We start from the raw sequence: 20,247 nt of genomic DNA, 5'->3' as shown, positions 1-20,247 counted from the left end.
CGGACTACACTGTCCGGATGCCGCAGACGACCCTGGACAGCACCGCTCTGACGGAGCGGTTCGCCGCCTCCCGCACCGCCTCCCGCTCGCTGCGGAGTGCGACGACCGAGCTGAAGAACCGCGCCCTCCTCGCGATCGCCGACGCCGTCCGCTCCGGAGCCGACCGCATCGTGCCGGCGAACGCGCTCGACCTCGCGAACGGCCGCGAGAACGGCATGAGCACCGGCCTGCAGGACCGCCTGCGCCTCGACGAAGCGCGGTTGGGCTCCCTGGCCGACGCGGTCGTGGCCGTCGCCGGTCTCGTGGACCCGGTCGGGCAGACCGTGCGCGGGTCGAACCTGCCCAACGGCGCCTCGCTCACGCAGGTGCGCGTCCCGTTCGGCGTCGTCGGTGCGATCTACGAGGCTCGCCCGAACGTGACCATCGACATCGCCGCCCTCGCACTGAAGAGCGGCAACGCGGTGATCCTGCGCGGCGGGTCCGCCGCCGAGCACACCAACCGGGTGCTGGTCGAGCTGCTCCAGGAGGCGATCGCCTCCGTCGGCCTGCCGCGCGAGCTGGTGCAGACGGTCGACGACCACGGACGCGAGGGGGCGAAGGCGCTCATGCGCGCCCGGGGGTACGTCGACGTCCTCGTCCCGCGGGGGAGTGCCGGGCTCATCGAGTCCGTCGTCACGGAATCCACGGTGCCGGTCATCGAGACCGGGGCGGGAGTGGTGCACGTCTTCCTCGACGCCTCGGCCGACGAGCAGTGGGCGGTCGACATCGTGCACAACGCCAAGACGCAGCGCCCGAGCACCTGCAACGCCCTCGAGACCCTGCTGGTGCACCGCGACGCCGCGGAGCGCCTCCTCCCGCCCGTCCTCGGTCGGCTCGAGCGCGCGGGCGTGACGGTCCACGGCGACGACCGCGTCCGGGCCCTGCACCCCTCCGCGGTCGCGGCGACGGAGGAGGACTGGTCGGCCGAGTACTACTCGCTGGACATCGCCGTCGCGATCGTCGACGACCTGGACGCGGCGATGGACCACATCGCCCGCTACTCCACGCACCATACGGAGTCGATCGTCACCAACGACCTCGCTCACGCCGAGCGGTTCCTGGCCGAGGTCGACTCGGCCGTCGTCATGGTGAACGCGTCGACCCGGTTCACCGACGGAGGCGAGTTCGGCTTCGGGGCCGAGGTCGGCATCTCCACCCAGAAGCTGCACGCCCGCGGCCCGATGGGGCTGCCCGAGCTGACGAGCACCAAGTGGCTGCTCCGCGGTGCCGGGCAGGTCCGCGCCTAGTCCCGACAGCGGCCGGGTAGACTCGACAGCGCCCGCGCGGGCACCACGACCTTCAAGGAGCACCGAATGTCCCTGGCCACGACCGTCCTGGCAGAAGCATCGACGCACGTCGAGCTGCCGTTCCCCGCGATCGTGTTCGGCCTCATCGCCGCCGTCGCGTTCGTCGGCCTCGGCTTCGTGACCTGGAGCTACCGCGACGTGGCGAACCGCCACGCGCACAAGACCACCGGATCGGCCGACCAGCACGGACACGGCCACTAGGCCGGAGGCACTGCGATCGTGACGTCCGCCGTCGGCGGTGACCCCCGTCGTCCCCGCATCGGCGTGATGGGCGGAACGTTCGACCCGATCCACCACGGGCACCTCGTGGCGGCGTCCGAGGTCGCCCAGTCGTTCGACCTCGACGAGGTCGTCTTCGTGCCGACGGGGCAGCCCTGGCACAAGAAGACCGTGACCTCCGCCGAGCACCGCTACCTGATGACGGTCATCGCGACCGCATCGAACCCGCGCTTCACCGTGAGCCGCGTCGATGTCGACCGGATCGGGACCACCTACACGATCGACACGCTGCGCGACATCCACGCCGCGCACCCGGACGCCGAGCTCTTCTTCATCACCGGAGCCGATGCGGTGGCGCAGATCCTGAGCTGGAAGGACTACGACGAGCTCTGGGAGCTGGCGCACTTCGTCGCGGTCAGTCGGCCGGGGCACGTCCTCAACGTTTCGGGATTGCCGGCGCAGGACGTATCCTTGTTGGAAATTCCGGCGCTCGCGATTTCCTCGACGGACTGTCGGAGCCGCGTGAACCGGGGTCATCCGGTCTGGTATCTGGTTCCCGACGGTGTCGTCCAGTACATCTCGAAGCACCATCTGTATCGGAGTACGTCATGACAGCCCAGCCCGAGGAGAAGCCGCTCACCCGGCGCGAGATCCGCGAGCGCGAACGTCGCGAGGCCGGGCTCGCTCCGGCCGCCGCGGCGCCGACGACGTCGCGGCGCGCCGCCACCGCCTCGGTGACCGCCGCGGGCGACATGCCCGTGCTCACCCCCGTGCAGACCCTCCGCGTCGAGGCGCCGCCGGCGGCCCCGGCCGGTGAGCCCGACCTGCGGACGCCGCGCTCGAGGTCGTCCTGCCCGAGGGCGTCGAGCGCTCGAGCCTCACGCGCCGAGAGCTCCGGGCACTGCACGCCCAGCAGCAGGCGGAACGGCTCGCGGCCTCCCCGACCGCCGATGGCGCACCCGGCGAAGCGGCGACCCGGGCCGAAGAGCCCGCCACCCTCGGCCGGGCCGCGAGGCGCCCGCCTCCGACTCCGAGGAGCGCACGGAGACCGACGAGCGCACGGAGACCGACGAGCGCACGGGTGCCGACGAGGGTGCGGTCGAGCCCAAGCTCAACACTGCCCTCTTCGCGACCGTCGGCACCCTCGACCTCGGCGACGAGAAGGCAACGGAGATCACGGGCAGCTTCCATCCGCCGATCGAGCACCTCGCCATCACGGAGGAGCTCGACAGCAAGTCGAAGGAGGAGGTCGACGCCTCGTTCGACGAGCTCATCGCCCGCGGGGTCTCCTCCACCGGAGCGGTGACGACGACCAACGCCCTGATCCTCCCGACCACCGGCGCGGGAGAGGTCGTCGAGGGGCGCACCGACACCGGTGAGGTCCTCGTGACCGGCACGTTCGAGCTGCCGCGCAGCCTCGGCTCGACGGGTCAGCACCCGAACCTGTACGACTCGCCCGACGTCGACCGCTACGTCGACCGGATCGACCGGGAGCAGCCCGCCGCCGACTCGGAGCCGGTCCGCGCCTCGAGCGCCGTCTCCACGCACGCCGCCGGCACCGCGATGATCGCCCCGCAGAAGAAGCGCGGCATCAGCGCTCCGATCGTCCTCGCGATCACCGCGGCCGTCCTCCTCGTCGCCTCGATCGCGCTGTTCATCGGCGGCTTCGTCCTCAACATCTTCTGATCCGCTCTCCCCGACACTGAAGGCTTCATGACTGCGACCGATTCCGCCCGCGCACTGCTCGACATCGCGGCCACCGCCGCCGACTCCAAGGGCGGGGAGGACCTGGTCGCGCTCGACGTGTCGGGTCCGCTGCCGCTGGTCGACATCTTCCTGCTCGTGACCGGGCGCTCCGAGCGCAACGTGGTCGCGATCGCCAACGAGGTCGAGGACCGCCTCATCGCCTCGGGCCGGAAGCCCCTGCGCCGCGAGGGCCGCTCCGAGGGGCGCTGGATCCTGCTCGACTTCGGCGACCTCGTCGTCCACGTCTTCCACGAGGAGGACCGGATGTACTACTCCCTCGAGCGCCTGTGGAAGGACTGCCCGACCGTGCCGTTCACCGTCGACCAGCCCGTCCCCGCGGACTCCTCGGCCCCCTCGCTCTGAGGAACACGCCCGGTGGCGGGGCTCGATTTCGTCTGACGCACTTCGTGTTGTAGATTATTCGAGTTGCTTCCGCCGGGCGGAGGGAACGGAACATGTACGACGAACGGGTCCGTGGCGCAGCTGGTAGCGCACCTGCATGGCATGCAGGGGGTCAGGGGTTCGAATCCCCTCGGATCCACCGAGACAGAAGAGCCGCCCTCCGGGGCGGCTCTTCTGCGTTGTGGGGCATGCCCTCCCTCGGCCCGGGGCCGCGGTTCACCGAGAATCCGGAAACCCGCCCGACACGTCCGACGGGTACGGTGAGACGGTCCGCCTCCGCCGAGTCGGGTCGACCGGCCGCCGCGGAGCGAGCGGCCTCTGCAGGAAGAGAAGCCATGTCCCCCCACGACGACGCCGCGGGTCGCGCATCCTCCACCTCCTCCTCCCTCCGGCGGCGCACCGTCGTCGGCGGCGCCCTCTCCGGCGCCCTCGCGCTGGGAGCAGCGACCCTGCCCGCCACGGCCGCCTCCGCGGCCCCGGTCCCCGGCCTGCCCGGCGAGATCAGCCGCAAGATCAACGTGCCGACCCAGAACAAGCGCGTCCTCTACGACAACCTCGTCGTCTCGATAGGCGGCGACTCCGCGCGCATCTTCATCCCGCAGAGCGTGAAGCCGAACCAGGCGACCCCGGTGCCCGTCATCTGGTTCATCCACTCGGCGCAGGCCGACCACAACTCGCTCAACAGCGTCTTCAAGTACCCCGCCGAGCTGGCGGTCGAGAAGGGCGCGATCGCGATCTGCCAGACGCTCGGCGGCACGCTCTGGACGAACGACACGGCGCAGCGCCACCAGCGCAACGGCCACGCCTACCTCTCGGGCCTCTTCCCGATCCGCGCGAGCTACATGTGGTCGCTGTCGGCCGGCGGCGCGCTCGCCTGCGAGAACTACGGTTCGAAGGTCATCCCCGGCATCAACGGCCTCTACCTGGTCAACGGCGTGTACGACCTCCGCGACATCCACGACCGCTCGCTGCGGGGCCGCATCTCCATCGGCGACGCGTTCGGAAGCACCGCGCAGATCGACGCGCACAATCCCAAGCGCCTGCCGTCCTCCGCCTGGGCCGGGACGAACATCCGCGTGATCGTCTCGGACGCCGATCACGTCGACACGAGCGTCCCGCCGACGCTGCACGGCCTCGCTCTCGTCGCCAAGGCGAAGTCGACGGCCAAGGAGGCGAGCGTGCGCTACCACACGCTCGGCCACAACCCGCCCTCGTGGGCCAACCAGGACGGCATCGACGCCATCTTCCGCTGGCACGCCGCACTCGGGACGACCACTCCGCCCACGACGCGCCCGTGACCGTGCCCACTCCCGTCGCCCGCTGGGACTTCGCGCAGACCTCCGGCCCGTTCACCGCGTCGAACGGGGCGTTCCCTCTCTCGCAGATCGGATCGACCGCGGCGGCCACGATCGCGACCCCCTTCGGCCGCGGACTCGCGCTCAAGGGCTCCTCCGCCCTCGCTGTCCCGAAGGCCTCGGTCGGCGCGCTCAACCGCGGCGCCGGCTCCGGCAAGGTCACCGTGGCCGCCTGGGTCCGGCAGAACGATCCGAACACCGGCTGCGTCGCCGGCGTGTGGAGCGACTCCGCGGGCGCGGCGGGCCGCTCGTACGGCCTCTTCTACGACGTGAGCAGCTACGGCGGCGCGGACCGCGCCTGCTTCTACGTCTCCCGATCCGGAGGCGCCACGCCGGGGTACCCCTATCCGCGCGACTACTCCGCGACGAAGACGATGATGACGCCGGGGGTCTGGCAGCTGCACGTCGGCACCTACGACGGTGCCGTCGCCACCAGCTACCTCAACGGGGTCGCGTCGGCCTACCCGTCGTTCACCGACTCCACCGGAGCGACCTACGCGCGGAACCCCTACGCCTTCACCGCCGGCCTCAACCCTCTGCCCGCCGACTTCACGGTCGGTGCAAGCCGGACGGGCGGGGTCCTCGGCAACTTCGCGATCGCGGATGTGGCGCGGCTGCGGGTCTGGGACGTCGCGCTGACGGCCGCGCAGGTCAAGGCGATCTACACGCAGGAGTCCGCCCTCCTCTGAGCCCCCGGGGCGATCGTCGGGACCTCCCGTGGCGGTCCTGACGATCGCCGCGAACAGGGGACAGGCGGGTCGGGCCCGCTCCGCCAGACTGACTGCATGCCGACTCCGACCGCTCCGCGCGGACTCATCACGCAGTTCTCCCTCGTCGACGCCCTGCTCGCCGGGCTCTTCGACGGGGTCGTCGCACGCGCCGAGGTCGACGCGGCCGGCGACTTCGGCCTGGGCTGCGGCGATCGGATGGACGGCGAGCTCGTGATCCTCGACGGCGTCCACCGGCTGTTCCGCGGCGACGGCTCGGTCGCGGTGCTCGAGCCCGACGACCGCGTCGCCTTCGCCGAGGTCTCGCGCTTCGAGGCCGACGTCGCCGTCCCGCTGCACGACGTGCCGTCGCTGGACGGGCTGCTGGCCGCCGTCCGGAGCCTCGTCGCGAGCCACAACGTGTTCCTCGGTATCCGCGTGCGGGGGAGCTTCGACCGCCTGACCCTGCGCCAGCCGATCGCGCAGGTGAAGCCCTACCTCCGTCTCGCCGACGCGATGCACGATCAGCGCGAGCTGCACCTCGACCGCGTCGAGGGCACACTGCTCGGCTTCGTCGCGCCGAAGGCGTTCCAGGGCATCAGCGTGGCCGGGCTCCACACCCACTTCGTCGACACCACGGGCACGCTCGGCGGCCACGTGCTCGCCGCGTCCGGTCTGGTCGGCACGCTCGAGGTCGAGCAGTACGGCGGCATCACGGTGCGGCTGCCGGAGTCGGAGGACTACCTCGCCGCGGACCTCGACGAGGACGCCTCGGTCTCGGACGCCGCCATCCGCGCGGTCGAGTCGGACCACGCCCGCTGACCTCGGCGCCTACCCTGGAGCCATGCCCTCCCTGCGCGACGTCCACGCCGTCATCGACCGTCTCTGGCCCGAGGCCGCCGCCGAGAGCTGGGACGCTCCCGGCCTGGTGACGGGCGACCCCGACTCCTCCGTCGAGCGGATCCTCCTCACGGTCGACGTCGTCGCCGACACGGTCCAGGAGGCGGTCGGCGGCGGCTACCAGCTGCTCGTCGCGCATCACCCGCTCCTGCTGCGCGGAGTCACCTCGATCGCCGAGGACGGCTACAAGGGCCGACTGCTCGCCGACCTGATCCGAGGCGGGTGCGCCCTGGTCTCGGCGCACACCAACGCCGACATCGTCGCCGACGGAGTGTCGGACGTGATCGCGACCCGCCTCGGCCTGACGGGCGCCACACCGATCGTTCCCGGCGCGGATCCCGCCGTGGGGCTGGGACGCGTGGGCGATCTGCCCGAGGAGGTGACCCTCGGCCGCCTGGCTGCGGCCGTGGCCGATCTGCTGCCCGCCACCGCCGGGGGAGTGCGCGCCGCCGGCGGGTACGAGACCGCCGTGCGCCGCGTGTCGCTCTGCGGAGGAGCCGGCGACTCCCTCCTCGACGCCCCCGCCGTGCGCACGAGCGACGTGTACATCACGGCCGACCTCCGGCACCACCCGGCGTCGGAGGCGCGGGAGAAGGCCCTGCACGGCACCGGCCCGGCGCTGATCGACGTCTCGCACTGGGCGAGCGAGTGGCTCTGGCTCGACGTCGCCGCCGCCGCCCTCCGCGAGGCGCTGCCGACCGTCGCCGTCGATGTCAGCGAGACCCGCACCGATCCGTGGGATTTCGCGATCGTCCACTGAGCCCGGCGCGACACGCGAGAATGGAGCCGGCACGACCTCCTGTGCCGGGAACGAGGACCGCGACGTGAAAGCCAGCCCCGCCGACCAGCGCGAGCTACTGACCCTGCAGACTCTCGACACGCGAGCCGCTCAGCTGCGCCACGCGATCGCCACGCTGCCGCAGATCGCGAAGATCCAGGCGCTGCAGGCGCGCAACAACGAGACCCGCCGGGCCCTCGCCGAGCGGCTCGGCCGCCTCGAGGACGTCCGCACCGAGCTGGGCCGGATCGAGTCCGACGTCGGCGTGGTCGAGAAGCGGCTCGCCCGCGATCGCGACCGCCTCCAGACCGCGTCGTCGGCGAAGGACATCGCCGCTCTCGAGGGCGAGATCACCTCGCTGGTGAAGCGGCGCGGCGACCTCGAGGACATCGAGCTCACCCTGATGGAGCGCATCGAGGGCATCGACGCCGAGGTCGCCGCCGCGCAGGCCGAGCGCGACGAGGTCGTCGCCGCGCTCGACACCCTCGCCGACGAGAAGGACGCCCAGGCCGAGAAGCTCGCGGGCAAGCAGGAGGCGCTCGCCCGCGACCGCGCCTCGCTCGTCGAGAAGATCCCCGCCGACCTCGTCGAGCTCTACGAGGCGCAGCGCGCCCGGTACGGCGTCGGAGCGGCGCTCCTGCGCGGCAAGGTCTCGGAGGGCAGCGGAGTCGCGCTCACCGAGTCCGACCTCTCGTGGATCCGAGCCAGCGCTCCCGATGACGTCGTGCTCTGCCCCGACAGCGGCTGCATCCTCGTCCGCGGAGACGAGTCGACGCTCGCCTGAGCTCGCCCTACACTGGACGGGCGAACGGGTCGGCAAGACGGCCGCGTCGCCGGAGCGAGAGCTCCGGTGCCGAGGAACGTCCGGGCTCCGCAGAGCAGGGCGGTGGGCAACACCCACCCGGGGCGACCCGCGAGACAGTGCCACAGAGAACAGACCGCCACGGGCTCCGGCCCGCGGTAAGGGTGAAACGGTGGTGTAAGAGACCACCAGGGGCCGGAGTGATCCGGTCCGCTCGGTAAACCTCGCCCGGAGCAAGGTCAGACAGAGGACGATGCGGCTGCTCGTCGGGTCCTCGGGTAGACCGCTGGAGGGTCGTGGCGACGCGACTCCGAGAGAGATGGCCGTCCAGCGCCCGCCGAGAGGCGCGGCGTGAACAGAACCCGGCGTATCAGCCGGCCCCTTCGCACGAAGACCCCGCAGCGCCCAGCGCTGCGGGGTCTTCGACGTCCGGGGCGGATCGCTCAGGAGTGGACGCCGCCTCCGGCGAGAGCGGCCGCACCGAGGATCCCCGCGTTGTTGCGGAGCTCCGCCGGCACGATGGGGGTCCGGAGGTCCAGCAGCGGCAGGAACTCCTTGTAGTGCTTCGAGATGCCGCCGCCGACGATGAAGAGGTCGGGCCAGAGCAGCGCCTCCAGGTGGGAGTAGTAGCGCTGCAGCCGCTTCGCCCACTGCTTGTAGTCGAGGTCCTCGCGCTCCTTGGCCGCGAAGGACGCCTTCTTCTCGTAGTCGCCGCCGTGGATCTCGAGGTGGCCGAGCTCGGCGTTGGGGATGAGCACGCCGTTGTAGATCTGCGCGGTGCCGATGCCGGTTCCGAGGGTGGTCATCAGCACGAGGCCGGGCTTGTCCTTCGCCGCACCGAAGCGCGCCTCGGCGTAGCCGGCCGCGTCGGCGTCGTTCACGAAGAAGATGTCGCGGCCGATCGCGTCCTCGAACAGCTTCTCGGCCTCGAGGCCGATCCACTCGTCCGAGACGTTGGCCGCGGACATGGTCCGTCCGTGCACGACGGCGGCGGGGAAGCAGATGCCGACCGGGGTGTCGGCGGCCACGTCCGGAAGGGCGTCGATGATCTGCGTCACGACGGCGATGATGTCCTTCGGACGTCCGCCCTCGGGCGTCGCGAGCTTCACGCGCTCGCTGAGGAGGGCTCCGGCCTCGAGGTCGACGAACGCCCCCTTGATCCCGGTCCCCCCGATGTCGATGCCGATGGCGGTCGTCGATGCAGTCATACGGGTCATGCTAGCGAAGCGGGCCCGACAGCCCCCCGGCGACCGAGCGTAGGATCGGCGCCATGGCTGACGGCGACGAGACCTCCTGGTGGTACAACTCCAAGACCGGTGCGGTGGAGCAGGGGTACCAGTCCCCGTCCGTCGACCGCGTCGGACCTTTTTCCTCCCGCGAGGAGGCGGCGGCGGCTCCCGAGAGGCTCCGCGAGAACAGCCGCAAGTGGGCCGAGGAGGAGGCTGCGGAGGACCGCTGAGGCCGGCTACTCGTAGCTGTGCTCGGGGCCCGGGTACTCCCCGGACTCGACGTCCTCGCGGTAGGCGGTGACCGCTCCGGTGAGCACGCCGCGCAGGTCGGCGTACTGCTTCACGAAGCGGGGCACGCGGCCCGTCGTGAAGCCGGCGAAGTCCGTCCAGACCAGGAGCTGACCGTCCACGTGCGGTCCCGCGCCCACGCCGATCGTGGGGATGCGGAGCTCCTCGGTGACCCGGCGGGCCGCCTCGCCGGGAACCATCTCGAGCACGACCGCGAAAGCGCCCGCCTCCTGCACGGCGCGCGCGTCGGCGAGGAGCTGCTCGAGGCCGTCGCCGCGACCCTGCACGATGTGGCCGCCCAGGCCGTGCTCGCTCTGCGGGGTGAAGCCGATGTGCGCCATCACGGGGATGCCCGCGTCGACGATCCGCCGGATCTGCTCGGCGGAGCGCACTCCGCCCTCGAGCTTGACCGCGTGCGCGTGCGTCTCCTTCATGAAGCGGAACGCCGTGTGCAGCGCGTCGTCGGGGCCGGACTCGTACGATCCGAACGGCATGTCGGCGACCACGAAGGCCCGCTCGACCGCTCCGGCGACCGCCCGGGCGAAGGGGATCAGCTCGTCGACGGTGACCGGGAGGGTCGTGTCGTAGCCGAGCACGTTGTTGCCCGCGGAGTCGCCCACCAGGAGGAAGTCGATGCCCGCCTCGTCGAAGATCCGCGCGGTGAGCTGGTCGTAGCTCGTCAGACCCGTGATGCGCACACCGGAGTCCTTCGCGTTCTGGAAGTGGCGGGTTCGAACGCGTTTCACCGGCTGCGCTGACATGCGCGCCAGTCTACCGGCGGGTCGGGCGCCGGCTCCGGGCCCGCCGCAGCGCCCCGCGGGCGGTCAGCGGAGCCACTAGCCTTAGAGGCGAGCAGGAAGGGCCTCGATGGACAAGCAAAGGGACTTCGTTCTTCGCACCATTGAAGAGCGAGGGATCAAATTCGTTCGCCTCTGGTTCACCGACGTCGTCGGCACTCTGAAGTCGGTCGCCATCGCGCCGGCGGAGGTCGAGGGGGCGTTCGCCGAGGGCCTCGGCTTCGACGGCTCGGCCATCGAGGGGCTGACCCGCTCGTTCGAGGCCGACGTCCTCGCGCACCCGGACCCGTCGACCTTCCAGATCCTGCCGTGGCGCGGTGAGATCGATCCGACCGCGCGCATGTTCTGCGACATCACGACGCCCGACGGGCAGCCGGCCGTCGCCGACCCGCGCAACGTCCTCAAGCGGACCCTCGCCAAGGCCGCCGAGCGCGGGTTCACGTTCTACACGCACCCCGAGATCGAGTTCTACCTGCTGAAGTCGTCGACGTTCGGCGCCGAGGGGCCCGAGCCCGTCGACTCCGCCGGGTACTTCGACAACGTCCCGGGAGGCACGGCGCACGACTTCCGCCGCCGCTCCGTCCGCATGCTCGAGGACCTCGGGATCTCGGTCGAGTTCAGTCACCACGAGGCGGGACCCGGTCAGAACGAGATCGATCTGCGCTACGCGGACGCGCTCACGACGGCCGACAACATCATGACGTTCCGGACGGTCATCAAGGAGGTGGCGATCGAGCAGGGCGTGTACGCGACCTTCATGCCCAAGCCCCTCTCCGGCCACCCCGGCTCGGGCATGCACACCCACCTTTCGCTCTTCGAGGGCGACGTCAACGTGTTCTACGAGCAGGGTGCGCAGTACCAGCTGTCGAAGCTGGGCCGGCAGTTCATCGCGGGGCTGCTCAAGCACGCTCCCGAGATCACGGCTGTCACCAACCAGTTCGTGAACTCCTACAAGCGCCTCTGGGGCGGCGACGAGGCCCCCAGCTACGTCTCGTGGGGCCACAACAACCGCTCCGCCCTCGTGCGCGTGCCGCTGTACAAGCCGAACAAGGGCCAGTCCTCGCGCATCGAGTACCGCGCTCTCGACTCGGCCGCCAACCCCTACCTCGCCTACTCGCTGCTGCTGGCCGCGGGACTCAAGGGCATCGAGGAGGGCTACGAGCTCCCCGCCGAGGCCGAGGACAACGTCTGGTCGCTCACCGACGCCGAGCGCCGCGCACTGGGCTACAGCCCGCTGCCGGCGAGTCTCGACCGCGCCATCTCGCTGATGGAGGAGTCGGAGCTGGTCGCCGAGACGCTCGGCGAGCAGGTGTTCAACTTCGTGCTGCTCAACAAGCGGAAGGACTGGGCCGAGTACCGCGCCCAGGTCACTCCGTACGAGCTGCGCAGCAACCTCGAGATGCTCTGATCCGCTCGTCGCATGGCTCGCGAACGCACTCTCAGTGACATCGCGCGCCTCGGTTTCGCCGAACTCGGCGAGACCGGGGCGCGGATCGCGGAGGCGGAGCAGCTCGCCGGTCGGTCCCTGGCCTCCGTCGTCCCGGCGTTCGCGTCGGTGGCCGACCCCGACGCGGCGCTCCAGGCGCTGATCGATCTGCTGCGGAGCCACCGCGACAGGATGGACGCCGTCCTCGCGGACGACGACGCCCTCGTGCGGCTCCTGAAGGTCACGGGGGCGTCGTCGGGCATCGCCGACTTCCTGCAGCGGCGCCCCGACGAGCTGCGGAGCCTCCTCGACCCGGTGCTCACCCTCCCCGGGCGCTCCGAGCTCCGCGATGACCTCCTCGAGTCCGTGGGCGCCGTCGACGGCTTCGCGGCGGTGGGGGAGGAGGCGGGCTGGGTCGCGCTCCGTGTCCGCTACCGTCGCCTCCTCACCCGCATCGCCGTGCACGATCTGTCCCAGACCGACCCGGTCGCGGCCATCGACCGGGTGACCCGGGCTCTCGCCGATCTCGCGGGCGCCGCCCTGGAGGCCTCCCTGGCCGTGGCCCGCACGGATCTGGTCGCGGGGGTCGGCCCGGGTCGCTTCACCCGCGACGAGGTCGCCGCGACGCGCCTCGCCGTCATCGGGATGGGCAAGGCCGGAGCGCACGAGCTCAACTACGTCAGCGATGTCGACGTCATCTTCGTCGCCGAGGGCGACCCCGAGCGCGAGCTGTCGAACGCGCGGGCGATCGACATCGCGACCCGCCTGGCCGTCCTCCTCATGCGCGGCGCCTCCGCGCTGGCGCTGGAGCCCGAGCTCTGGGAGGTCGACCCGAACCTGCGGCCCGAGGGCAAGCAGGGCGCCCTGGTGCGCACGCTCGAGTCCCACGTCACCTACTACGACCGCTGGGCGAAGAGCTGGGAGTTCCAGGCACTCCTGAAGGCGCGTCCGCTCGCGGGCGACGTCGAGCTCGGTCAGGCCTACGTCGACGCGGTCGCTCCGAAGGTCTGGTCCAGCGCCTCGCGCGAGAACTTCGTCGAGTCGGTGCAGCGGATGCGCGAGCGCGTCACCGAGCACATCCCGCAGAACGACGTGCACTACCAGCTCAAGCTCGGCCCCGGCGGCCTGCGCGACATCGAGTTCACCGTCCAGCTCCTGCAGCTCGTGCACGGGCAGACGGACCACGAGATCCACATGCCCGGCACGCTCCTCGCGCTCGGCGCTCTCGCCGACCGCGGCTACATCGGGCGCTCCGCCGCGGACGAGTTCTCGAAGGACTACCGCGCGCTCCGGCTGCTCGAGCACCGCCTCCAGCTGCGTCGACTGCGCCGCACGCACCTGATGCCCCGCGACGAGCACGAGCTGCGGACCCTGGCGCGCTCCAGCGGTCTCGCGCGGTCCGCTGAGGAGCTCCTCGCTCTCTGGAACGGGATCAAGCACCGCGTCCGCGGCCTGCACGAGCGCCTCTTCTACCGCCCGCTGCTCTCGGCCGTCGCCTCGCTGCCGGACGGCGGTGCCGAGCTCTCGACCGGACAGGCGGAGGCCCGACTCGCCGCCATCGGCTTCATCGACGCCCGGGGCGCCCTCGGGCACATCGCCGCGATGACCTCCGGCGTCTCCCGGCGCGCGAGCATCCAGCGGCACCTGGTGCCGGTCATGCTGCAGTGGTTCGCCGACGGCGCCGATCCGGACTACGGGCTGCTCGCCTTCCGGCGGCTGAGCGACACCCTCGGCGGCACGCCCTGGTTCCTGCGCATGCTGCGCGACTCCTCCGGTGCCGCCAAGCGCCTCACCACGGTGCTCTCCGGCTCCCGCTACGTCGGCGAGCTGCTCGATCGCATCCCGGAGTCGGCCGCGTGGCTCGAGGACGACGACGACCTGCGCCCGCGCAGCGCCGCGCAGCTGGCCGAGGAGGTCCGCGCGGTCCTGGCGCGTCACGACACTCCGGAGGCGGTCGCCGGCGTCCTGCGGGCCATGCGCCGACGCGAGGTCCTGCGGACGGCGATCGGCGGTGTCCTCGGCCTCAGCACCATCGAGCAGATCGCGCAGAGCCTGACCGACATCATCTCGGCGCTGCTGACCGGAGTGCTCGCGTCGGTGCGTCGTGCGAACGCCGATCGTCCGGGCGCCGATCTCGAGTTCGCCGTCATCGGGATGGGCCGCTACGGGGGAGCGGAGCTCGGCTTCGGCTCCGACGCCGACGTCGTGTACGTGCAGCGTCCCGGCGCGGGCGAGCCGCGCGACGCCCAGCTCTACGCGCAGTTCCTCGTCTCGGAGCTCGTCCGCCTCACCGAGGACTCGCGGCTGCCGCTCGACCTCGACGCCGATCTCCGGCCCGAGGGGAAGAACGGCCCGCTGGTGCGCTCGCTCGACTCCTACCGCGCCTACTACGCGCGCTGGTCGCTGACCTGGGAGGCGCAGGCGCTCCTGCGAGCACGAGGGGTCGCCGGCGACGACGCCCTGATCCGCGACTTCGCCGCCCTCGCGGACGGCGTCCGCTACCCGTCCGCGATCTCGGACCGCGACATCCGCGAGGTCAAGCGGATCAAGGCACGGGTCGAGAACGAGCGGCTGCCGCAGGGCGCCGACCCGAAGCGCCATCTCAAGCTGGGCCGCGGCTCGCTGAGCGACGTCGAATGGCTCGTGCAGCTCCTCCAGCTCGAGCACGCGCACGCGATCCCGGAGCTGCGCACGACGTCGACCCTGACGGCTCTGCGCGTGGCCGAGGAGGCGGAGCTGCTGACCGCCACCGATGCCGAGCGGCTCCGGGCGGCCTGGCTGCTCTCCTCACGCGTGCGCTCGGCGATGACGCTCTGGTCGAACCGCACGAGCGACGTGCTCCCGACCGACCGCATGCAGCTCGAGGGCGTCGCGCGCCTCCTCGAGTACCCCGCCGGCTCCGCGACCCAGCTCGAGGACGATTACCTCGGGGTCACCCGGCGCGCCCGCGCCGTCTTCGAGCGCCGCTTCTACGGTCCGGCCGACGGCGAGCCGACGACGCGCTGAGACGCTCCGGCAACGACGGAGGGCCGCCCTCCCGAAGGAGAGCGGCCCTCTGCGGTCCGACCTGGACCGGACCGGATCGGCTCAGACGCCGTAGTACAGCTCGAACTCGAAGGGGTGCGGGCGCTGCGCGAGCGGCTTGATCTCCTTCTCGCGCTTGTACTCGATCCAGGTGTCGATGAGCTCCTGGGTGAACACGCCGCCCTGCAGCAGGAAGTCGTGGTCGGCCTCGAGGGCGTCGAGAGCCTCGCCCAGGGTCGCGGGGACCTGCGGGATGAGCTTCGCCTCCTCGGGGGGCAGCTCGTAGAGGTCCTTGTCGACCGGCTCGTGCGGCTCGATGCGGTTCTTGATGCCGTCCAGGCCCGCCATCAGCTGCGCGGCGAAGGCGAGGTACGGGTTGCCCGAGGCGTCGGGCGCACGGAACTCGATGCGCTTGGCCTTGGGGTTGGTGCCCGTGATCGGGATGCGGATCGACGCGGAGCGGTTGCCGGCCGAGTAGACCAGGTTCACCGGCGCCTCGAAGCCCGGGATCAGGCGGTGGTAGGAGTTCACTGTCGGGTTCGTGAACGCGAGCACGGCGGGAGCGTGCTTGAGCAGGCCTCCGATGTACCAGCGGGCGAGGTCGGAGAGTCCGCCGTAGCCGTTCTCGTCGTAGAAGAGCGGGGTGCCGTCGTTCCACAGCGACTGGTGGGTGTGCATGCCCGAGCCGTTGTCGCCGAACAGGGGCTTCGGCATGAACGTGGCGGTCTTGCCCCACTGCTCGGCCGTGTTCTTCACGATGTACTTGAACTTCAGGATGTCGTCGGCCGCGTGCACCATGGTGTCGAAGCGGTAGTTGATCTCGGCCTGTCCGCCGGTGCCCACCTCGTGGTGCGAGCGCTCGAGGATGAGGCCGGCGTCGATCAGCTTGAGGCAGATGTCGTCGCGCAGGTCGGCCTGCTTGTCGACGGGGCTCACGGGGAAGTAGCCGCCCTTGTAGGGCGTCTTGTTGCCGAGGTTGCCGCCCTCTTCGACGCGGCCCGAGTTCCAGGCGCCCTCGATGGAGTCGACGGAGTGGAACGCCGAGTTCTGCGTGATCTCGTAGCGGACGTCGTCGAAGATGTAGAACTCGGCCTCGGGGGCGAAGAACGCGGTGTCGGCGATGCCGGTGGAGGCGAGGTACTTCTCGGCCTTCTTGGCGACCTGGCGCGGGTCCTTCGAGTAGATCTCGCCGTTGCGCGGGTTGTAGATGTCGAAGACGAGGATCAGGGTGCGCTCGACGCGGAACGGGTCCACGTAGGCGGTCGTCACATCGGGGATCAGCTGCATGTCCGACTCGTGGATGTTCGCGAATCCGCGGATCGAGGACCCGTCGAAGAGCTGGCCGACGGAGAAGAACTCCTCGTCGACGGTCGAGGCGGGGATGTTGAAGTGCTGCTGGACACCGGGGAGATCGGTGAACCGGATGTCGAGGAACTTGACGTCCGTGTCCTTGATGAACTTGAGCACCTCGGAAGAATCTTTGAACATGCAGAAGTCTCCTATGGCATAACGGGTTACTGCTGAGCGCAGCCGTCCCAGGCTAGTGACGGGGTGTGTCCCTGGAATGTCCCCCTTGTTTCGAGCATGTTACGTGAGTCTGACTCATCCTCGCTCGACGCGCGCGGGAGAGCCCAGGAGAGCGCCGATACGATGGATCCATGCCCGGACCGGAACGCAGGACCTTCGCCGATGTCCCCCCGAGCCACTGGCCGGGGGAGCGCCTCGGACTGCCCCGCGAGGGGCGGATGTCGATCGCGCGACCGGGACGCAGGTTCGCGGCCCTGGCCGTCGACTTCGCGATCGCGGCCCTGATCTCGCTCGCATTCTTCTCCTACGACCGCTGGGCGAGTCTGATCCTCTTCGTGATCCTGCAGGCGGTCTTCATCCCGACCATCGGCGGAAGCATCGGCCACCGCCTGCTCCGGATGCGCGTCGTCCGACTCGGCGGCGGCTGGGTGGGGGCGTGGCGCCCGCTCGTGCGCTCGCTGCTCCTGGCCGTGCTGGTCCCCGCACTGGTCTGGGACTCGGACCAACGCGGCTTCCACGACAAGGTCGCGGGAACGGTCCTCGTCCGCTACTGAGACGTCGGGGCGGGCCTCAGCGCGAGCGCTGCGGGCGGACCTTGAACGGGTCGACGCCCTTGGGGATCGGGAGCGACGTGTTGAGCGAGGCGAGGCGGTTCTTCACCGCGAGGACCTCGGCCTTGGTGAGCGCCTTCTTCGTCTTGGCGAGAGTGCGCGGGATGCGGTGCAGCGGCACGGAGTCGGCATCGGGGCCGACGTGGACGAACGTGACGGGGACGTTGGGGAGGATGCGGGTCACCTTGCGGCGCTCCTCGTCGAGCATGCGCTTGGTGCGGCCGGCGGGGCCCTCCGCGATCAGCACCACACCGCCGCGGCCCACGGCGCGATAGACGGCGTCCTGGGTCTTGCCGTTCACGGCGACGGGCATCTCGGTGCCGGTCCACGTGCCGCGCAGACCGCTGCGGAGCACCGCTCCGACCGCGCCGGGCTGGCCGGCGATCTGTCCGTAGGCCGCGCGCTCGGCACGACGGGAGAGCACGGCGAGTCCGGCGACCATGCCCGCGAGCACGCCCACGAGGATCCAGAGCGCGATGACGAAGCCGTTGCCGTCGCCCAGCAGGATCCCGAGGAGGACGCCGAGCAGCACGGGCAGCAGCGTCGCGAGCAGGATGATCCAGACCGCGCTGCTGTCGTAGCGGCGGGTCATCTGGAACACCTGCCACATCTGCTTGAGACGTCCGGGTTCCTTGACCGCCTTCGTCGACGGTTCCGTGCTGCGTGCCATGTCCTCAAGGATACCGAGCCGACCCGGACAGGAGGACCGTTCCCGCTCGATCCGGAGCGCCGTTCCTCCCCGGGTGACGGCTCCGCCGAGTCCTCCACAGATCCGGACCGGTGCGCCGGACGGATCGCTCTGTCCGCAGATGCTCGTCGGATGGGATCGACGCGGACGCACGGGCAGGAGGAGCGGGGGCGGACGGTCGCCGGCTACGAGGTCGTCGGTCCGTCGGCGCGTGGACACCGCGTGCGTGCTCCGGACGGGGACGTGCTCGAGGCGCGCCGGTGCTCGGCCGAGCAGTCGGCCTCGGTGCTCCGGAGCGGGCTGGCCGCACTTCCGCCCCACGGGCATCGCGAGAGCCTGGTCGATCTCGCCGAGGACGACGGCGTCGTGGTCCTCCTGACGCGACCCGCTGTGGTCGAGACGCTCGCGCGGATCCTCGAGCGCGGGCACCGGCTGCCGCCGGGCGCGGCCGTGACGGTCCTCGCTCCGATCGCGGGGGCTCTGAGGGATGCGCGCGACCACGGCGTCCTGCTGCCGGTCGACGCCGCAGCCATCGGCCTGACGGCGGACGGGCGGCCCGTCCTCCTCCTCGAAGAGGAGCGGCCCGCTCCGACGCCGGAGTCGGACTTCCGCGCGGTGTTGCTCGCGGCGGCACCCGGGTCGGCCCCTCCCGACGACGCCGACCTCGCGGCACTCGAAGCGCACCTCTACCGCTCGGCGGCTCCCGCGCCCCTCGGGGCGCTGCTCACCGCACCGGCACTCGCGCGGCGGAGCCGGTTCCGCAGCAGACCGGGCCCCCGGGCGCTCGCGCTCCCGCGGCCGCGATCGCGGAGAGGTGGCGACGCCGCCTCCGGCGTCGCCCGACGACGGCGGGAGCGGAGGCCACCGCCCGGCATCGGCGAGTGCACCCCCTCGACGGCTGGAGGAGCCGGGCCGTCGCGAGGGCGTCCGCACGACGCGGTCCTCTGCTCGCCGCGGCGGCCGTGGTCGCGGGCGCCCTGGTCGCTGCGCTCGTCTCGGGGAGCGGAGAGGAGGTGCGCCCCGCACCCGGGCCTTCCGTGCGGGCGACCGCGGAGATCGCTCCCTCCGCGGGTCCGATCGAGCCGCCCTCGGCGGAGCTCCCGGCCGCCGAAGCGGCGATCGCGCTGCTGGGGAGCTTCGCGTCCTGCTCCGCGGAGGAGGAGCCGACGTGTGCCGCCGCCGTGACGGCCGAGGACTCCCCGCTCCGCTCACCGGGCGCGCCGGAGTTCGTCGCAGGACTCGGAACGGTCGACCGCGCCGTGGTGACCGACGAGCAGGGGGCGTCCTCCCTCCTCGCGATCGACGTCCGCTCCGAGGCGGGGGAGACGACAGCGGCCTCCGTCCTGATCATCAGGACGGAGGCCGGCTGGCTCATCCGCGAGGTGTTCGCCGAGGAGGCCGGCTAGGCCGTCTCCTCAGCGGACGCGTCCGCTCAGATACCGAGGTCGTTCTCGAACGAGCCCTCCTCGAGGCGCTCCTTGATCGCGACCAGGAAGCGCGCCGCGTCGGCACCGTCGACGGTGCGGTGGTCGTACGAGAGCGCGAGGTACACCGTCGAGCGGATCGCGATGACGTCCTGACCGTCGACCTGCAGCACGGCGGGCTTCTTGGTCACGATGCCGGTCCCGAGGATCGCGGTCTGCGGGAGGAAGACCACCGGGGTGTCGAACAGCGCGCCGCGCGAGCCCGTGTTGGTCAGCGTGAACGTGCCGCCCGCCAGCTCGTCGGGCTTGAGCTTGTTGTTGCGGGTGCGCTCCGCGAGGTCGCCGATGGTGGAGGCGATCTGCGCGAGGTTCAGGTCCGACGCGTTCTTCAGGACCGGGGTCAGCAGGCCGCGCTCGGTGTCGACCGCGATGCTGATGTTCTCGTGGTCCGGGTAGACGATCGAGTCGCCGTCGAGGGTGGAGTTGATGACCGGGTAGGCCTTCAGCGCCTCGGCGGCGGCGAGGGCGAAGAACGGGAGGAAGGACAGCTTGGCGCCGGTCTTCTCCTGGAAGCTCTTCTTCACCGAGTCGCGGAAGCGGGCGATGTTCGTCACGTCGACCTCGACGACCGAGGTCAGCTGCGCGGTCGACTGCATCGACTCGACGGCGCGCTGGGCCAGCACCTTGCGCAGTCGCGACAACGACTGCGTGGTGCCGCGCAGCGGCGAGGTCTCGAGCGGGGTACGCGCGGCCTTCGCCGCGGCGGCGGCGGGAGCCGAGACCGGGGCGGGTGCCGACTTGGCGGCCTCGACGGCGTCGAGCACGTCCTGCTTGCGGATGCGGCCGCCGACACCGGTTCCGGTGAGCGAGGCCAGGTCGATGCCGTGCTCGCTCGCGAGCTTGCGCACGAGCGGGGTCACGTAGCCGGGGTTCGAGTCGGTGGGCTCGGGTGTGGCGGCCTGCGCGGGCGCCGCGGCG

20 protein-coding genes, 1 tRNA gene and 1 other RNA gene are annotated in these 20,247 nt (G+C 71.2%); 17 read left to right on the top strand and 5 right to left on the bottom strand.

Going from position 1 to position 20,247, the window contains the following annotated elements; all coding sequences use genetic code 11:
- Positions 1-17: 17 nt before the first annotated feature.
- The 12 genes from B0T42_RS16640 to rnpB all read left to right on the top strand — a co-directional run bounded on the left by B0T42_RS16640 (position 18) and on the right by rnpB (position 8,641).
- Positions 18-1,286 (top strand): glutamate-5-semialdehyde dehydrogenase, encoded by a 1,269-nt coding sequence (locus tag B0T42_RS16640; RefSeq protein WP_077224161.1) that lies wholly within the window; start codon positions 18-20, stop codon positions 1,284-1,286.
- A gap of 66 nt (positions 1,287-1,352) precedes the next feature.
- Positions 1,353-1,547, top strand: coding sequence for a hypothetical protein (locus tag B0T42_RS16635; protein WP_077224160.1), 195 nt, complete (start codon positions 1,353-1,355; stop codon positions 1,545-1,547).
- 18 nt (positions 1,548-1,565) lie between these two features.
- On the top strand, positions 1,566-2,177 hold the full coding sequence (gene nadD, locus B0T42_RS16630) for a nicotinate-nucleotide adenylyltransferase (RefSeq protein ID WP_077224159.1): 612 nt from the start codon (positions 1,566-1,568) through the stop codon (positions 2,175-2,177).
- 201 nt (positions 2,178-2,378) lie between these two features.
- Entirely contained in the window at positions 2,379-3,251 is an 873-nt protein-coding gene (locus B0T42_RS16625) for a hypothetical protein (RefSeq protein WP_077224158.1), read from the top strand.
- Between the two features lie 27 nt (positions 3,252-3,278).
- Entirely contained in the window at positions 3,279-3,674 is a 396-nt protein-coding gene (gene rsfS, locus B0T42_RS16620) for a ribosome silencing factor (protein ID WP_077224157.1), read from the top strand.
- Between the two features lie 105 nt (positions 3,675-3,779).
- A tRNA-Ala gene (locus tag B0T42_RS16615) sits at positions 3,780-3,852 on the top strand.
- A 196-nt stretch (positions 3,853-4,048) separates the two neighbouring features.
- Positions 4,049-5,011, top strand: a complete 963-nt coding sequence (locus B0T42_RS20230) for a hypothetical protein (RefSeq protein ID WP_158078166.1) — start codon at positions 4,049-4,051, stop codon at positions 5,009-5,011.
- Entirely contained in the window at positions 5,008-5,757 is a 750-nt protein-coding gene (locus tag B0T42_RS20225; RefSeq protein ID WP_158078165.1) for a LamG-like jellyroll fold domain-containing protein, read from the top strand. Before B0T42_RS20230 ends, B0T42_RS20225 begins: the two co-directional genes overlap by 4 nt.
- A gap of 96 nt (positions 5,758-5,853) precedes the next feature.
- Complete coding sequence (locus B0T42_RS16605) at positions 5,854-6,597, top strand: acetolactate decarboxylase (RefSeq protein ID WP_077224156.1); 744 nt, start codon at positions 5,854-5,856, stop codon at positions 6,595-6,597.
- A 22-nt stretch (positions 6,598-6,619) separates the two neighbouring features.
- Entirely contained in the window at positions 6,620-7,435 is an 816-nt protein-coding gene (locus B0T42_RS16600; RefSeq protein ID WP_077224155.1) for a Nif3-like dinuclear metal center hexameric protein, read from the top strand.
- 64 nt (positions 7,436-7,499) lie between these two features.
- A complete protein-coding gene (locus tag B0T42_RS16595) occupies positions 7,500-8,237 on the top strand; it encodes a zinc ribbon domain-containing protein (RefSeq protein WP_077224154.1) in 738 nt (245 codons plus the stop codon).
- Between the two features lie 25 nt (positions 8,238-8,262).
- Positions 8,263-8,641: RNase P RNA component class A (gene rnpB, locus B0T42_RS16590), an RNA gene on the top strand.
- Between the two features lie 57 nt (positions 8,642-8,698).
- Here rnpB and ppgK read toward each other — a convergent pair.
- The gene (gene ppgK / locus B0T42_RS16585; protein ID WP_077224153.1) at positions 8,699-9,463 is read right to left on the bottom strand and encodes a polyphosphate--glucose phosphotransferase; all 765 of its coding nucleotides are present in this window, start codon (positions 9,461-9,463) and stop codon (positions 8,699-8,701) included.
- A 62-nt stretch (positions 9,464-9,525) separates the two neighbouring features.
- Between ppgK and B0T42_RS16580 the strand changes: the two genes are divergently transcribed.
- The gene (locus B0T42_RS16580; RefSeq protein WP_055792325.1) at positions 9,526-9,714 is read left to right on the top strand and encodes a hypothetical protein; all 189 of its coding nucleotides are present in this window, start codon (positions 9,526-9,528) and stop codon (positions 9,712-9,714) included.
- Between the two features lie 6 nt (positions 9,715-9,720).
- Here B0T42_RS16580 and panB read toward each other — a convergent pair whose 3' ends face one another.
- Entirely contained in the window at positions 9,721-10,533 is an 813-nt protein-coding gene (gene panB / locus B0T42_RS16575; protein WP_077224152.1) for a 3-methyl-2-oxobutanoate hydroxymethyltransferase, read from the bottom strand.
- A gap of 106 nt (positions 10,534-10,639) precedes the next feature.
- On the opposite strand from panB, the gene B0T42_RS16570 reads away from it, so the two are divergent.
- Both B0T42_RS16570 and B0T42_RS16565 read left to right on the top strand, forming a co-directional pair.
- The gene (locus tag B0T42_RS16570; RefSeq protein WP_055792319.1) at positions 10,640-11,977 is read left to right on the top strand and encodes a glutamine synthetase family protein; all 1,338 of its coding nucleotides are present in this window, start codon (positions 10,640-10,642) and stop codon (positions 11,975-11,977) included.
- 12 nt (positions 11,978-11,989) lie between these two features.
- Positions 11,990-15,001 (top strand): bifunctional [glutamine synthetase] adenylyltransferase/[glutamine synthetase]-adenylyl-L-tyrosine phosphorylase, encoded by a 3,012-nt coding sequence (locus B0T42_RS16565; protein WP_077224151.1) that lies wholly within the window; start codon positions 11,990-11,992, stop codon positions 14,999-15,001.
- 81 nt (positions 15,002-15,082) lie between these two features.
- On the opposite strand, the gene glnA is transcribed toward B0T42_RS16565, so the two are convergent.
- Positions 15,083-16,507 carry a type I glutamate--ammonia ligase gene (gene glnA / locus B0T42_RS16560; RefSeq protein WP_077224150.1) on the bottom strand — a complete coding sequence of 475 codons (1,425 nt, stop codon included), beginning with the start codon at positions 16,505-16,507 and terminating at the stop codon, positions 15,083-15,085.
- Between the two features lie 170 nt (positions 16,508-16,677).
- On the opposite strand from glnA, the gene B0T42_RS16555 reads away from it, so the two are divergent.
- Positions 16,678-17,100 (top strand): RDD family protein, encoded by a 423-nt coding sequence (locus B0T42_RS16555; RefSeq protein WP_077224149.1) that lies wholly within the window; start codon positions 16,678-16,680, stop codon positions 17,098-17,100.
- A 16-nt stretch (positions 17,101-17,116) separates the two neighbouring features.
- Here B0T42_RS16555 and B0T42_RS16550 read toward each other — a convergent pair whose 3' ends face one another.
- On the bottom strand, positions 17,117-17,827 hold the full coding sequence (locus tag B0T42_RS16550; protein WP_077224162.1) for a DUF4191 domain-containing protein: 711 nt from the start codon (positions 17,825-17,827) through the stop codon (positions 17,117-17,119).
- Positions 17,828-18,807: 980 nt separating this feature from the next.
- Between B0T42_RS16550 and B0T42_RS16545 the strand changes: the two genes are divergently transcribed.
- Positions 18,808-19,251 (top strand): hypothetical protein, encoded by a 444-nt coding sequence (locus tag B0T42_RS16545; RefSeq protein WP_158078164.1) that lies wholly within the window; start codon positions 18,808-18,810, stop codon positions 19,249-19,251.
- A 26-nt stretch (positions 19,252-19,277) separates the two neighbouring features.
- Here B0T42_RS16545 and sucB read toward each other — a convergent pair.
- The coding region (gene sucB / locus B0T42_RS16540; protein WP_077224147.1) for a 2-oxoglutarate dehydrogenase, E2 component, dihydrolipoamide succinyltransferase at positions 19,278-20,247 on the bottom strand (970 nt) is incomplete at its 5' end.

The sequence above is a fragment of the Rathayibacter rhapontici genome (genome assembly GCF_001995175.1).
In the GTDB taxonomy this organism is placed as follows: domain Bacteria; phylum Actinomycetota; class Actinomycetes; order Actinomycetales; family Microbacteriaceae; genus Rathayibacter.
Note: the sequence above shows the minus strand (reverse complement) of the source record. Positions and strands in the feature narration are given on the sequence as shown.

What these genes read in the sequence shown, in the direction of transcription:
- B0T42_RS16640 (WP_077224161.1), top strand. Translation starts at nt 18, where the DNA reads ATGCCGCAGACGACCCTGGACAGCACCGCTCTGACGGAGCGGTTCGCC.
- B0T42_RS16635 (WP_077224160.1), top strand. Translation starts at nt 1,353, where the DNA reads ATGTCCCTGGCCACGACCGTCCTGGCAGAAGCATCGACGCACGTCGAG.
- rsfS (WP_077224157.1), top strand. Translation starts at nt 3,279, where the DNA reads ATGACTGCGACCGATTCCGCCCGCGCACTGCTCGACATCGCGGCCACC.
- B0T42_RS20230 (WP_158078166.1), top strand. Translation starts at nt 4,049, where the DNA reads ATGTCCCCCCACGACGACGCCGCGGGTCGCGCATCCTCCACCTCCTCC.
- B0T42_RS16605 (WP_077224156.1), top strand. Translation starts at nt 5,854, where the DNA reads ATGCCGACTCCGACCGCTCCGCGCGGACTCATCACGCAGTTCTCCCTC.
- B0T42_RS16600 (WP_077224155.1), top strand. Translation starts at nt 6,620, where the DNA reads ATGCCCTCCCTGCGCGACGTCCACGCCGTCATCGACCGTCTCTGGCCC.
- ppgK (WP_077224153.1), bottom strand. Translation starts at nt 9,463, where the DNA reads ATGACTGCATCGACGACCGCCATCGGCATCGACATCGGGGGGACCGGG.
- B0T42_RS16580 (WP_055792325.1), top strand. Translation starts at nt 9,526, where the DNA reads ATGGCTGACGGCGACGAGACCTCCTGGTGGTACAACTCCAAGACCGGT.
- panB (WP_077224152.1), bottom strand. Translation starts at nt 10,533, where the DNA reads ATGTCAGCGCAGCCGGTGAAACGCGTTCGAACCCGCCACTTCCAGAAC.
- B0T42_RS16570 (WP_055792319.1), top strand. Translation starts at nt 10,640, where the DNA reads ATGGACAAGCAAAGGGACTTCGTTCTTCGCACCATTGAAGAGCGAGGG.
- B0T42_RS16565 (WP_077224151.1), top strand. Translation starts at nt 11,990, where the DNA reads ATGGCTCGCGAACGCACTCTCAGTGACATCGCGCGCCTCGGTTTCGCC.
- glnA (WP_077224150.1), bottom strand. Translation starts at nt 16,507, where the DNA reads ATGTTCAAAGATTCTTCCGAGGTGCTCAAGTTCATCAAGGACACGGAC.
- B0T42_RS16555 (WP_077224149.1), top strand. Translation starts at nt 16,678, where the DNA reads ATGCCCGGACCGGAACGCAGGACCTTCGCCGATGTCCCCCCGAGCCAC.
- B0T42_RS16550 (WP_077224162.1), bottom strand. Translation starts at nt 17,827, where the DNA reads ATGGCACGCAGCACGGAACCGTCGACGAAGGCGGTCAAGGAACCCGGA.